Below are 13,028 nucleotides of genomic sequence, written 5' to 3' on the forward strand. Positions count from 1 at the left end.
TGTGATCGTTGCCGATCGCGTGGGGACAGACTAGTCGGTGCGGTCTGCGTCACTCCGCCCGGTCCGCCCGCGAGCGATCCCCACGATCGCGTCGAGTAGACGGTCGGCCAGGAGGTCCTTGCTGGCGCGCTCGAGGGCCGTCTCGCCGCCGCCCGAGTCGAGGATCCAGCCGCCGTTGACGTCCTGTCCGAAGGTGGTGTCCCGTCCCACCTCGTTGACGACGAGGAGGTCGCACCCCTTCCGGGCGAGCTTGGCGCGGCCGTGCTCGAGGACCGTGCCCGACGCGTCCCCGGTCTCGGCGGCGAAACCCACGAGCACGCAGTCGGCCGGGACGTCCCCCGCCGCACGCGCGGAGACCAGGTCGGCGAGGATGTCCGGGTTCCGCCGGAGGCGGATTTCCGCGGGCTCCGATCCGCTGCCCTTCTTGAGCTTGGAGTCGGAGACGTCGGTCGGCCGGAAGTCGGCGACGGCGGCGGCCTTGACGACCACGTCCGCCCGCGCGGCCGCGCGCAGCGTCTGCTCCCGCAGTTCGAGGGCGGACTCGATGTGGACGACCTCGACGGCGGGCGGGGTCGGCAGATCGGAGGACGTCACCAGGGTCACCCTGGCACCCCGGGCGGCGGCCACCGCGGCGATCGCGTGGCCCTGCTTGCCCGAGCTGCGGTTACCGAGGAAGCGCACGGGGTCGATCTCCTCACGGGTACCTCCGGAGGTGACGACGATGCGCGTGTCGGCGAGGTCCCACGGCAGTGATCCGCCGTCGAGGAGGAGCCGGGCCAACCGCGCGATGTCGGCGGGCTCCGGTAGACGCCCCGCGCCGGTGTCGGCGCCGGTGAGCCGGCCGGACGCCGGCGGCATGACGTGGATGCCGTCGCCCCGGAGGGTGTCGACGTTGCGACGCGTCGCGGGGTGCTCCCACATCTCGGTGTGCATGGCCGGGGCGAGGAGCACCGGGCACCGGGCGGTGAGGAGTGTGGAGGTGAGGAGATCGTCGGCGCGCCCGCTCGCCGCGCGGGCCAGCAGGTCCGCGGTGGCGGGAGCGACGACGACGAGGTCCGCCCGTTGCCCGAGGGCGACGTGGCGGACCGAGGGCACGTCCGAGAACACCCCGGTGGACACCGGGTTCCCGGACAGCGCCTCGAAGGTGGCGGACCCGACGAATCGCAGGGCCGCCTCTGTGGGGACGACGTCGACGTGGCATCCGGATTCGGTGAGCAACCGGATGAGGCCACATGCTTTGTAGGCGGCGATCCCGCCGCCGACTCCGACGACGACGCGCGGGCCGCGCATGTCGTCCCCGGAGGGGCTCACTCGCCCTCGGCGCAATCGAGCAGGTCGGAGTGCAGCTCACGCAGCGCGATGGTCAGGGGCTTCTCGTGCAGCCCCGGGTCGACCAGCGGGCCGACGTACTCGAGGATGCCCTCCTCGATCTGGTTGTAGTACGAGTTGATCTGGCGCGCCCGCTTGGCGGCGAAGATCACGAGTGCGTACTTCGAGGACGCCCGCTCGAGCAGCTCGTCGATCGGGGGGTTCGTGATGCCGATCGGGGTGTCGTACAGCGGGGTGGCCGCTGCGGCTTCGGTGGTGGCCACTATGGGTTCTCCTCTGGGGTACTGCCTGGGGTCGGTGTCGTCGATGACACCCTGGTGACGCTGGGCTCGCCGCTAGTCGCGGCCGACCAGCAATGATACCAACTCGTCCACGGCCTTTTCGAGTTCGTCGTTGACGACGACCTCGTCGAACTCTCCGCGGGCCTCCATCTCGACCTTCGCGGTCTCGAGTCGGCGGTCCACCACGTCCTGCGGTTCGGTGCCCCGGCCACGCAACCGGACCTCGAGTTCCTCCCACGACGGCGGGGCGAGGAACACGGTCCTGCCCTCCGGGATCGACTCGCGGATCTGGCGCACCCCGGCGAGGTCCACCTCGATGAGGACGGGTCGTCCCGCCTCGAGCGCGCGGTGCACCGGATCGGCGGGGGTCCCGGAGAGCTGCAGTCCGCGGTGGATCTCCGCCCACTCCAACATCCGACCCTCGGATACGGCTTTCCGGAAGTCCTCGGTGGACACGAAGTAGTAGTCGCGGCCGTCGACCTCCCCGGGCCGCGGGTCCCGTGTGGTCATCGACACGCTGAAGTAGAGGTCGGGGACGCACTCGCGGAGACGGGCGACGACGGTTGACTTCCCGACGGCGGAGGGGCCGGCCAAGACGATCAGCCGGCCCCTCTTCGCCGTCGTCTCCGGGGTGACCCCGGATGACGGTGTGTTCATGCGTCGATCAGTCGACCGTGAAGTCGAACCGCTCGAGCAGTGCGCGACGCTGGCGGTCACCGAGACCACGCAGACGACGCGTCGGCGCGATCTCGAGCTCGGTCATGATCTCCTGAGCCTTGACCTTGCCGACCTTGGGCAGGGCCTCGAGCAGCGCAGAGACCTTCATCTTGCCGAGGATCTCGTCGCTCTCGGCATCCTTGAGCACCTGCTTGAGGTCGGTGCCGCCACGCTTCAGGCGCTCCTTGAGCTCAGCCCGGGCGCGACGGGCGGCAGCCGCCTTCTCCAGAGCAGCAGCGCGCTGCTCATCGGTCAACTGGGGAAGGGCCACAATTCCTCCGTCTCGTTCGTGTGTGTCTCATGACTCACGCGGATGTCCACCGTAGGACACCCCCGCCTGGTGTGCGGTGACCGGCCCCGGCGCGTCCGCGGGCTGCGGAACACCTCCGGGAGCGGGCGCTCCCTCGTGCTCACCGTACCCGGGCGGTTCCGCCGCCCCCGAGGGGGACTTCCACGGCTCCGGGCCTGATGACCTCAGCAACAGTACGCGGCCGACCGGCCGGGTACCAGACGGGGTCCCGCTGTGGCACCCCGTCTGATCTGCGCATTGACGGTTCGAGGTTGTATGGCACCCTAGCGCCGCCCGTCCTGGGGCGCGACGCGAACCGCCCGATTCCCGCGAGCCAGGCTCCGGGCGGCCGTCACGGGTGGGACGCCCGTACACCCGTGTGGAACGCGGCGACTCAGGAGTCGTCGGAGAACCTGTACTGTGCGGCGAGTTCGACGACCGTCGCGCGCATCGCGTCGACGTCCGGCCCGGCGCGCAGCACGTGCCGCGAGACGTTGACCAGGGTGAGCGGGAGCGCGGGCCCGGCGATCCTGCGGACGTCGGCGAGGGTGCCGCCCTGCTCCCCCACCCCGGGCATGAGGACCGGGCCGGAGAGCTCGTCGAGCCTCGGGGGGTCGGTCACCGTCGCCCCGACGACCACGCCGAAGGACCCCGGTGCACCATCCCCGACGCGGGCGTTCCGCAGAGCCACCTCGTCGACGACGGACTGGGCGACCGTGCCGGCGGGGCCCGCCGAGCCCTGCAGGGGCCCGGCCTCGGGGTTGGAGGTCCGGGCCAGGACGAACAGGCCCCGGCCGGTGGAGGCCGCCGCCTCGAACGCCGCGTCCAGGGCGCCGACGCCCAGGTAGGGCGACACGGTGAGCGCGTCGCAGGCCAGCGGGGACCCGTCCCGCAGCCACGCCCGGGCGTACCCGGCCATGGTGGAGCCGATGTCTCCCCGTTTGGCGTCGGCCACCGACAGCGCTCCGCGCTCGCCGATGGCGGCCAGGAGCTCCTCCAGGACCCGGAACCCGGCGGACCCGTGCTCCTCGAAGAACGCCACCTGGGGCTTGACCGCGGGGACCAGGTCCCCGAAGGCCTCGAGAGACCGCCGCCAGAACTCCGCGACGCCCGCCGCGTCGACGCCCAGGCCCCACGCCTCCAGCAGCGCCGGGTGGGGGTCGATGCCCACGCAGAGGTTGCCCCGCTCGGCGACCGCCCTGCGCAGGCGGGCACCGAACGGGGACGCGGTCGGCGTCACCGCGCCGCGTACCCGGCGTGCAGCTCCTGCAGGGGGCTGACGCTGACGTCGCCGCGCAGCATGGCCTCGATCCCGTGGACCGCCGCGGTGGCGCCCTGGACGGTGGTCACGCAGGGCACGCGGCGGGAGATCGCCGCGGAGCGGATCTCGTGGCCGTCGGCACGGGTGCCCCCGGTCGACGAGGCGATGTTGAGGATGAGGTCCACCTCGTCGGCGTTGATGCGGTCGACGATCGTGCGGATCGGCCGGCCGTCCTCGTCGACCGGGCCGGTGCCGGACTCGGTCAGCTTGGCCACGGTCTCGCAGGCGATGCCGTACCGGCGGAGCATGAGCGCCGTGCCCTCGGTGGCCAGCACCGTGAACCCGAGCGCCGCCAGCCGCTGGGCCGGGAACACCATCGACCGCTTGTCCCGGTTGGCCACCGAGACGAACACCGTGCCCGACAGCGGCAGCACGCCGTCGGCGGACAGCTGGCCCTTGGCAAAGGCCACGGCGAAGTCCGGGCCGATGCCCATGACCTCACCCGTCGACTTCATCTCCGGGCTCAGCAGGGACTCCACGGTGTCGCCCTCCGGGGTGCGGAACCGGTTGAACGGCAGCACCGCCTCCTTGACGGCGACGGGGGCGTCCGCGGGAAGGGAGCCGCCGTCCCGGTCGGACGGGAGCAGCCCCTCCGCGCGCAGGTCGGCGATCGACTCGCCCAGCATGATGCGGGCACACGCCTTGGCCAGGTGCACCCCGGTCGCCTTGGACACGAAGGGCACCGTCCGGCTGGCCCGGGGGTTGGCCTCGAGGACGTAGAGCACGTCGTCCTTGAGGGCGTACTGCACGTTCATCAGGCCCTTGACGCCGATGCCCATGGCCAGCGCCTCGCTGGAGCGGCGGACCCTGTCGATGTCGTCCTGTCCGAGGGTGATCGGCGGCAGCGTGCACGCGGAGTCGCCGGAGTGGATGCCGGCCTCCTCGATGTGCTCCATGACGCCGCCCAGGTACACCTCGGTGCCGTCGCACAGGACGTCGACGTCGATCTCCACGGCGTCGTCGAGGAAGCGGTCCACCAGCACCGGACGGTCCGGACTGATCTCGGTGGCGCGGTCGATGTACGAGCGCAGGGAGCCCTCGTCGTAGACGATCTCCATGCCCCGGCCGCCCAGCACGTAGGACGGGCGCACCAGTACCGGGTACCCGATGTCGGCGGCGATGGCGGTCGCCTCGTCGGCGTTGATCGCGGTGCCGAACGCCGGGGCCGGTAGCCCCGCCCGGACCAGCACCTCACCGAACTCGCGGCGGTCCTCGGCCAGGTCGATCGCGGACGGGCTGGTGCCCACAATGGGCACGCCGGCGGCCTCGAGCTGCGCGGCCAGCCCCAGCGGGGTCTGGCCACCGAGCTGCACCAGCACCCCGGCGACCGTGCCGGACACGGACTCGGCGTGGTAGACCTCCATGACGTCCTCGAACGTCAGGGGCTCGAAGTACAGCCGGTCGGCCGTGTCGTAGTCGGTCGAGACCGTCTCCGGGTTGCAGTTGACCATGACCGTCTCGTACCCGGCCTCGGACAGCGTCAGGGCGGCGTGCACGCAGGAGTAGTCGAACTCGATGCCCTGGCCGATGCGGTTGGGCCCGGAACCGAGGATGATCACCTTCTCGCGCTCGGTCTGCGGGGCGACCTCGGACTCGGCGGCGGGGTCGAGCTCGTAGGTCGAGTAGTGGTACGGGGTCTTGGCCTCGAACTCCGCGGCACACGTGTCGACCGTCTTGTAGACGGGCCGGATCCCCAGCCGGTGGCGCAGGCGCTGCACGCCCTCCGCACCGGCGAACTCGGGCCGGAGGGCGGCGATCTGCGCGTCCGACAGACCGTTGTGCTTGGCCCGACGCAGCAGGTCCGCGCCCAGCACGGCGGCGTCGACGATCTCGCGGCGCAGGTCCACGAGCTCGGCCACCTCCTCGAGGAACCACGGGTCGATGCCGGAGGCCTCGTGGACCTGCTGGACCGTCGCCCCCAGGCGCAGCGCCAGCTCGACATCGTACATCCGGCCCTCGGTCGGACGGACCAGGTCGGCGAGCACCGCATCCACGTCGGTGGAGCGCCCGGGTGCGATGGTCTCGTCGGGCAGGGTCCAGAATCCCGAGGCCTTGGTCTCCAGCGACCGCATCACCTTGCCGAGGGCCTCCCGGTAGTTGCGCCCCAGGCTCATGGCCTCACCCACCGACTTCATGGTGGTGGTGAGGGTGTCGTCGGCACCCGGGAACTTCTCGAAGGCGAACCGGGGCGCCTTGACCACCACGTAGTCGAGGGTCGGCTCGAAGCACGCGGGGGTCTCGCCGGTGATGTCGTTGGTGATCTCGTCGAGCGAGTACCCGATCGCCAGCCGTGCGGCGATCTTGGCGATCGGGAAGCCGGTGGCCTTGGAGGCCAGCGCGGAGGACCGCGAGACCCGGGGGTTCATCTCGATCACGACCAGGCGGCCGTCGACGGGGTTGATGGCGAACTGGATGTTGCAGCCACCGGTGTCCACGCCCACGGCGCGGATGATCGCGATGCCCAGGTCGCGCATGTTCTGGAACTCGCGGTCGGTCAGCGTCATGGACGGCGCCACAGTGACGGAGTCGCCGGTGTGCACACCCAGGGCGTCCACGTTCTCGATCGAGCAGATCACGACGACGTTGTCCTTGTTGTCGCGCATCAGCTCGAGCTCGTACTCCTTCCACCCGAGGATGGACTCCTCGATGAGGACGTTCGCGGTCGGCGAGGCGGAGAGCCCGCCGCCGGCGATGCGCTCGAGGTCCTCGGTGGTGTAGGCCAGACCCGAGCCCAGGCCGCCCATGGTGAAGGAGGGCCGGACCACGACCGGCAGCCCCAGCTCGGCGACGGTGGCATGGACCTCCTCCATCGTGTGGCAGACGGCGCTGCGGGCCGACTCGCCGCCGACGCTGGCCACGATGTCCTTGAAGGTCTGCCGGTCCTCGCCGCGGTTGATGGCGGGGATGTCCGCGCCGATGAGCTCGACCCCGTGCTTGTCGAGGAGCCCCTGGGCGTCCAGCTGCATGGCCGCGTTCAGTGCGGTCTGCCCACCGAGGGTCGCGAGCACCGCGTCCACCGGGTGGCCGTCGGCGGCCTCCTTGATCAGGATCTTGTCGATGAACTCGGGCGTGATGGGCTCGACGTAGGTGGCGTCGGCGAACTCCGGGTCGGTCATGATCGTGGCCGGGTTGGAGTTGACCAGGGTCACACGCAGGCCCTCGGACTTGAGCACGCGGCACGCCTGGGTGCCCGAGTAGTCGAACTCGCAGGCCTGGCCGATGACGATCGGCCCGGAGCCGATGACGAGGACGTGGTTGATGTCTGTGCGCCGGGGCATCAGTTCGAACCCTTTCTGGAGTCTGCGGAGCCGAGGTCGGGGGATTCGAGCAGGCTGACGAAGCGGTCGAAGAGGTCGGCGGCGTCCCGGGGGCCCGCCGCGGATTCGGGGTGGTACTGGACGGAGAAGGCGCTGCCGTCGACCAGGGCGACGCCCTCGACGGTGCCGTCGTTGGCGCACACGTGGGTCACGGCGGCCGTGCCCCACGGGGTCTGCCAGGTGTCACCCTCCGGGGCGCGCAGCGCGAACCCGTGGTTCTGGGAGGTGATGGCCACGGCGCCGGTGGCCTTCTCGATCACCGGGATGTTGATGCCGCGGTGCCCGAACTGCATCTTGTAGGTCTCCAGCCCCAGAGCCCGGCCGAGGATCTGGTTTCCGAAGCAGATGCCGAAGAAGGGGATCCCCTGGCCCAGCACCTCCTTAGTGAGGTGCACCGCGTGGTCGGCCGTCGCCGGGTCGCCCGGACCGTTGGACAGGAACACCCCGTCGACGCCGAGGTCGAGGATGTCCTGCAGCGTCGAGTCGGCGGGCAGGACGTGGACGCGGACCCCACGCTCGGTGAGCATCCGGGGGGTGTTGGTCTTGATCCCCAGGTCCAGCGCGGCGATCGTGTAGGACGCCTCGCCCTCCGGCTCCACCACGTAGGCCTCGCGCGTGGAGACCTCGTCGGACAGCGACGCGCCGGCCATGGACTCCTGGGCCCGGACCGCGGTGAGCATGGTCTCGTCGTCGGTCAGGTCGTCGCCCGAGAAGATCCCGGCCTTCATGGCCCCGAGCTCCCGGATGTGGCGGACCACGGCGCGCGTGTCGATACCGGCGATGCCGACCACGCCCTGGGCGGCCATCTCGTCTTCGAGGCTGCGGCTGGACCGGTGGTTGGAGGGCTGTCGCGACAGGTCGCGGATCACGAAGCCGGAGACCCAGATCCGGCCCCCGCGGGCCTCACCGTCGAGGAGGGACTCGCCGTCCTCGTCGTTCCAGCCGGTGTTGCCGATCTGCGGGGCGGTGGCCACGACGATCTGCCGGCAGTAGGAGGGGTCGGTGAGGGTCTCCTGGTAGCCGGACATGCCGGTGGTGAACACGGCCTCCCCGAGGGTGGTCCCGGTCGCACCGAAGGAGGTGCCGCGGTGGATGCGTCCGTCCTCGAGGACGAGCGCGGCGGGTTGCGGGCCCGCCTGCGGCGCGGGCGTGGTGCTGTGCGGTGTCACTGGTTCTCCTCGGTGGTGGAGCTGGAGTCGGTGGGCGTGTCGGAGGGGTCGGCGTCTCCGCGCAGCGCCTCCCAGCGGGGGTAGGTGTCCTTGTCGTCCGCCCGGAAACCGGAGTCGACGAGCGTTCGGCCGTCGGTGCCCGTCACCTGCCATCGCGCGACGAGGATGCCGCCGCCGGGCACGGTCTTGTTGGCCAGCGCCGAGGCGCGGCGCACGTCGACGAGGTCGGCGCGGGGGATCCACACGACGGCGTCGGCCAGCTCGAGGCGTATGCCGCCGGTGTGGGCGGTCAGGGTGCCGGCGGAGCGGTGGCCGAGGGGCGGGCGGGCGATCCGGGCCTGCCAGTCCCCCGCGACGGTGCTGCCGATGTACACACCGGTCAGCGGCCCCAGGACGATCTCGCCCGGGTCGGCGGGCGGGGTGGGGAGCTCGTCGAAGAGCCCGGCCTGGGACCGGCTACGGTTCCGCCATCCCAGCGTCATCAGACCGATCAGCGCGAGCAGCACGGCGATGACGATGATGACGGTCCAGTAGTCCTGGGTCATGCGAGTACCTCTCCGTCGCGGGTGGTCAGGCGGCCCCGGTACACGGTGCCGACGACCCTGGCCGCGAATGTCATTCCCTCGTAGGGGGTGTTGGCGGACAGACTTGCGAGCGCGTCGCCGACGACGGTCCACGGGGAGTCGGGGTCGACGACGACGAGGTTCGCGGGCTCCCCTACGGCGATCGGTCGCCCCTGGTCCGACAGGCCGGCGATCTCGGCGGGCCGGGTGCTCATGACACGGGCGAGGTCCCGCCAGGTCATGTCCCCGGTCTCGACCAGCAGGGCGGTGACGATCGGCAGGGCGGTCTCGAGTCCGAGCATGCCCGGCCGGGCGGCGGCGAACTCGCAGCACTTCTCCTGCGCGGCGTGCGGGGCGTGGTCGGTGGCGACGCAGTCGATCACGCCGGACCTCAGCGCCTCGCGCAGCGCGAGGGTGTCGTGTGCCTCGCGCAGGGGCGGGTTGACCCGGTAGACGCCGTCGTAGGTCTCGAGCCGGGAGTCGTCGAGGAGCAGGTGGTGCGGGGTGACCTCGGCGGTGATCGAGATCCCCTGGTCCTTGGCCCACCGCAGCAGTTCGACGGTGCCGGTCGTGGAGGCGTGGCAGATGTGCACGCGGGCGCCGGCGTCGCGGGCCAGGATCGCGTCCCGGGCGACGATCGATTCCTCCGCCGACCGCGGCCATCCGGTCAGTCCCAGGCGTGCGGCGTGGGGCCCCTCGTGGGCCACGGCGCCGCCGGTGAGCCGGGGTTCCTCAGCGTGCTGGGCGACGAGGACGCCCAATCCGGCCGAGTACTCCAGGGCTCGACGCATCACCAGCGGGTCGTGGACGCACATCCCGTCGTCGGAGAACACCCTGACGCGGGCCTCCCCCGCGGCCATCTGCCCCATCTCGGTGAGCTGCTCACCCTGGAGACCCACGGTGACGGCGCCGACGGGGTGCACGTCGCACAGTCCGACCTCGCGGCCGATCCGCCAGACCGAGTCGGTCACCGTCTGGTTGTCCTGCGGGGGCTGGGTGTTGGCCATGGCGAACACCGCCGTGTACCCCCCGCGGGCCGCGGCGGCAGAACCCGAGGCGATGGTCTCGGTGTCCTCGCGACCGGGTTCACGCAGGTGGGTGTGCAGGTCGACGAACCCCGGCAGCAGTACGGCGTCGTCCGCATCGAGGACCTCGGTGCCCGGCGCGGACAGGTCCACGGACCCGCCCGCGTCCGGACCGATCGCGGCGACGACGCCGTCGCGGACGAGGACGTCGACCGGGTCGCCCTCGCCGTAGGGACGCACCCGCCGTAGCAACAGGGTCGGTGTGTGGGGGGCGCTCACTCAGGGGTTCCTTCCGCCGTGACGAGAGTGTGGAGCAGGACCGACATGCGCACGTGCACGCCGTTGGTGACCTGCTGGAGGATCGCGGAGGACGGCGCGTCGGCGGTGTCGAAGCCGATCTCCATCCCACGGACCATCGGACCCGGGTGCAGGACCACGACGTCGTCGCGGAGCCGGGCGGCGCGCGTCGGCCCGAGCCCGTAGCGCACCGCGTATTCGCGGGCGGACGGGAAGAACCCACCGTTCATCCGCTCGGCCTGGACGCGCAGCATCATGACGGCGTCCGCACCGTCCAACTCCGCGTCGAGGTCGGTCGACGCGCGGACCGGCCAGCCGTCGACTCCCACCGGGAGCAGGGTCGGCGGGGCGACGAGGACCACCTCGGCGCCCAACGTGGACAGCAACAGGGCGTTGGACCGGGCGACGCGCGAGTGCAGGATGTCCCCGACGATCACCACCCGGCGTCCGTCTATCCCGCCGAGGCGTTCACGCAGGGTCATGGCGTCGAGCAGGGCCTGGGTGGGGTGCTCGTGCATCCCGTCACCGGCGTTGATGACCGACGGGCCGACGCCACCCGGCGCGACCCACCCGGCGATCTGCTGAGCGGACCCGGAGGCGGGGTGACGCACGATGAGGGCGTCCGCGCCGATGGCGGTCAGGGTGAGCGCCGTGTCACGCAACGACTCGCCCTTCTGGACCGAGGAGGCGCTGGCGGAGACGTTGATGACGTCCGCGCTCATCCACTTGCCGGCCGTCTCGAACGACACCCGCGTGCGGGTGGAGTTCTCGTAGAACACGGTGAGGACGGTCTTGCCCCGCAGTGTCGGCAACTTGCGGACCTCGCGACCGAGGAGCGTCTCCTTGAGTCGTTCCGCCTCGTCGAGGATGGACAGGGCCGAGTCGCGGTCGAGGTCGGCGGCCGAGAGCAGGTGCTTCATCTCGTCCTCTCCGCGTCCGGACGCCGCAGGACCACGGCGTCGACCCCGTCGACCTCGGTGAGCCGGACGGACACCCCCTCGTCGCGGGAGGTGGGGACGTTCTTGCCCACGTAGTCGGCCCGGATCGGCAGTTCACGATGCCCGCGGTCGACCAGCACGGCGAGCTGGACCCGCGCCGGTCGACCGAGGTCGCGCAGGGCGTCGAACGCCGCGCGGATGGTCCGGCCCGAGAACAGGACGTCATCCACGAGGATCACCGTCGCGCCGGCGATCCCGGCCGACGGGACCCGCGTGGGGTTCATCGGCCGGTGCGGGCCCCCGACGAGGTCGTCGCGGTAGAGCGTGACGTCGAGGGCCCCGGCGTGGACGTCCGCGCCGCTGAACTCACGGATCCTCTCGGCGAGTCGGGCGGCGAGCGGCACCCCGCGGGTGGGGATTCCGAGCAGCACCACGGGGCCCGAATCGGGCGCGTCCGCGGCAGTGCGTTCGATGATCTGATGTGCCAGGCGGGACACCGTCCTGGCGACGTCGTCGGACGTGAAGAGTGACACCGAGTTCTCTTGCGAACCGTCAGCGCTCACCGATCACCACCTCCTTGTCCGCCTCGCTGGACGGCTCGTTAAAGGGATAGCTTTCGGTCCCGAACTCTATCAGTCCCCGGTGTCCGTTCCGGGATCGGCGGACGTGGCCTCCGACACGTCTCCGGGCTCGTCGCCGGCGGCCTCGGAGGCAGCGTCGGCGGGCGGGGTGTCCAGGCCCGCCACGGCCCGCTCGGCGGCCCTGATGTGCTGGGCCAGGCCGGCCACGCGGTCGAGGACCGCGTTGACGTACGGAACCGACTTCTCCGCGGACAGGTCGGACACCAGAAGGACCGCCTGGTCGATCACGACGGCGGCGTCCACCTCGTCCGAGCCGAAGAGCAGTTCCCACGCACCGGCGCGCAGGACCGCGCGGTCGACGGCGGGCAGCCGCTCCAGCGTCCACTCCCTCAGGTGCTCGGTGATGGTGGAGTCGAGGCGGTCGAGCCGCTCGGCGACGCCGGTGACGATCTCCATCGTGTAGGGCGCGACGTCGTGGAACTCCTGGGAGTCCTCGCCCATCTGCCGCCGCTCCTCGGCGAGCGCCACCACGTCCGCGTCACGTAGCTCCGCCTCGAACAGCAGCGAGACCGCGCGCCTACGCGCCCGGTAACGTGATCCGCGACGGCGGTGGTCGACGTCTTCCGACATGATCAGTCGTTCACCCGGCTGAGGTAGCGGCCGTCACGGGTGTCGATGCGCAGCTTGTCGCCGGTGTTGATGAACAGCGGCACCTGGACCTCGGCACCCGTCTCGAGGGTCGCCGGCTTGGTGCCACCGGTCGAACGGTCGCCCTGCAGGCCCGGGTCGGTGTGCTGGACCAGCAGGTCGACGGCGACCGGCATCTCGGCGAACAGCGGGACACCCTCGTGGATGGAGACCTGGACCGAGGTGTTCTCGAGCAGGAAGCGGGCACCGTCACCCATCACGGTCGGGGTGACGTTGATCTGCTCGAAGTCCTTCTCGTCCATGAGGACGTAGTCCTCGCCGTCGCGGTAGAGGAAGGTCATGTCGCGCCGGTCGACGGTCGCGGTCTCCACCTTCACGCCGGCACTGAACGTCTTGTCGATGGTCTTGCCGCTGACCACGTTCTTCATCTTGGTCCGCACGAACGCGGGGCCCTTGCCGGGCTTGACGTGCTGGAACTCGGTGATCTGCCAGAGTTGGCCCTCCTCCTTGAGGACGAGGCCGTTCTTGAAATCGGCGGTGGACGCCATAGTCG

Annotated in this window: 13 protein-coding genes; all 13 read right to left on the reverse strand. The window is 71.1% G+C overall.

What is annotated here, in order from left to right; translation table 11 throughout:
* Window positions 1–30 precede the first annotated feature (30 nt).
* On the reverse strand, window positions 31–1,311 hold the full coding sequence (coaBC, locus tag VZF99_RS07775; protein WP_407336035.1) for a bifunctional phosphopantothenoylcysteine decarboxylase/phosphopantothenate--cysteine ligase CoaBC: 1,281 nt from the start codon (window positions 1,309–1,311) through the stop codon (window positions 31–33).
* Window positions 1,308–1,592 (reverse strand): DNA-directed RNA polymerase subunit omega, encoded by a 285-nt coding sequence (gene rpoZ, locus VZF99_RS07780; protein WP_061228655.1) that lies wholly within the window; start codon window positions 1,590–1,592, stop codon window positions 1,308–1,310. The genes coaBC and rpoZ overlap by 4 nt, the downstream gene beginning before the upstream one ends.
* Before the next feature lie 72 nt (window positions 1,593–1,664).
* Entirely contained in the window at window positions 1,665–2,267 is a 603-nt protein-coding gene (gene gmk / locus VZF99_RS07785) for a guanylate kinase (RefSeq protein WP_119192949.1), read from the reverse strand.
* A 7-nt stretch (window positions 2,268–2,274) separates the two neighbouring features.
* Entirely contained in the window at window positions 2,275–2,598 is a 324-nt protein-coding gene (gene mihF / locus VZF99_RS07790) for an integration host factor, actinobacterial type (RefSeq protein WP_007631925.1), read from the reverse strand.
* A 412-nt stretch (window positions 2,599–3,010) separates the two neighbouring features.
* Complete coding sequence (pyrF, locus tag VZF99_RS07795) at window positions 3,011–3,856, reverse strand: orotidine-5'-phosphate decarboxylase (protein WP_407336036.1); 846 nt, start codon at window positions 3,854–3,856, stop codon at window positions 3,011–3,013.
* Window positions 3,853–7,215: a carbamoyl-phosphate synthase large subunit gene (gene carB, locus VZF99_RS07800; protein ID WP_407336037.1), complete on the reverse strand. Its 3,363-nt coding sequence runs from the start codon at window positions 7,213–7,215 to the stop codon at window positions 3,853–3,855. The genes pyrF and carB overlap by 4 nt, the downstream gene beginning before the upstream one ends.
* Complete coding sequence (gene carA, locus VZF99_RS07805) at window positions 7,215–8,423, reverse strand: glutamine-hydrolyzing carbamoyl-phosphate synthase small subunit (RefSeq protein ID WP_407336038.1); 1,209 nt, start codon at window positions 8,421–8,423, stop codon at window positions 7,215–7,217. The genes carB and carA overlap by 1 nt, the downstream gene beginning before the upstream one ends.
* Window positions 8,420–8,968, reverse strand: coding sequence for a hypothetical protein (locus VZF99_RS07810; RefSeq protein ID WP_067717949.1), 549 nt, complete (start codon window positions 8,966–8,968; stop codon window positions 8,420–8,422). Before VZF99_RS07810 ends, carA begins: the two co-directional genes overlap by 4 nt.
* Window positions 8,965–10,290 (reverse strand): dihydroorotase, encoded by a 1,326-nt coding sequence (locus VZF99_RS07815; protein WP_407336039.1) that lies wholly within the window; start codon window positions 10,288–10,290, stop codon window positions 8,965–8,967. The genes VZF99_RS07810 and VZF99_RS07815 overlap by 4 nt, the downstream gene beginning before the upstream one ends.
* Complete coding sequence (locus VZF99_RS07820; RefSeq protein ID WP_067717943.1) at window positions 10,287–11,228, reverse strand: aspartate carbamoyltransferase catalytic subunit; 942 nt, start codon at window positions 11,226–11,228, stop codon at window positions 10,287–10,289. The genes VZF99_RS07815 and VZF99_RS07820 overlap by 4 nt, the downstream gene beginning before the upstream one ends.
* Window positions 11,225–11,809, reverse strand: a complete 585-nt coding sequence (gene pyrR, locus VZF99_RS07825; RefSeq protein WP_407336040.1) for a bifunctional pyr operon transcriptional regulator/uracil phosphoribosyltransferase PyrR — start codon at window positions 11,807–11,809, stop codon at window positions 11,225–11,227. The genes VZF99_RS07820 and pyrR overlap by 4 nt, the downstream gene beginning before the upstream one ends.
* Before the next feature lie 69 nt (window positions 11,810–11,878).
* Window positions 11,879–12,457, reverse strand: coding sequence for a transcription antitermination factor NusB (gene nusB / locus VZF99_RS07830; RefSeq protein ID WP_407336041.1), 579 nt, complete (start codon window positions 12,455–12,457; stop codon window positions 11,879–11,881).
* 2 nt (window positions 12,458–12,459) lie between these two features.
* The gene (gene efp, locus VZF99_RS07835; protein WP_067717936.1) at window positions 12,460–13,023 is read right to left on the reverse strand and encodes an elongation factor P; all 564 of its coding nucleotides are present in this window, start codon (window positions 13,021–13,023) and stop codon (window positions 12,460–12,462) included.
* Window positions 13,024–13,028: the final 5 nt, after the last annotated feature.

This window comes from Dietzia kunjamensis, from assembly GCF_045689975.1.
Lineage (GTDB): Bacteria > Actinomycetota > Actinomycetes > Mycobacteriales > Mycobacteriaceae > Dietzia > Dietzia kunjamensis.

What these genes read in the sequence shown, in the direction of transcription:
- VZF99_RS07820 (WP_067717943.1), bottom strand. Translation starts at nt 11,228, where the DNA reads ATGAAGCACCTGCTCTCGGCCGCCGACCTCGACCGCGACTCGGCCCTG.
- carB (WP_407336037.1), bottom strand. Translation starts at nt 7,215, where the DNA reads ATGCCCCGGCGCACAGACATCAACCACGTCCTCGTCATCGGCTCCGGG.
- nusB (WP_407336041.1), bottom strand. Translation starts at nt 12,457, where the DNA reads ATGTCGGAAGACGTCGACCACCGCCGTCGCGGATCACGTTACCGGGCG.
- gmk (WP_119192949.1), bottom strand. Translation starts at nt 2,267, where the DNA reads ATGAACACACCGTCATCCGGGGTCACCCCGGAGACGACGGCGAAGAGG.
- efp (WP_067717936.1), bottom strand. Translation starts at nt 13,023, where the DNA reads ATGGCGTCCACCGCCGATTTCAAGAACGGCCTCGTCCTCAAGGAGGAG.
- VZF99_RS07810 (WP_067717949.1), bottom strand. Translation starts at nt 8,968, where the DNA reads ATGACCCAGGACTACTGGACCGTCATCATCGTCATCGCCGTGCTGCTC.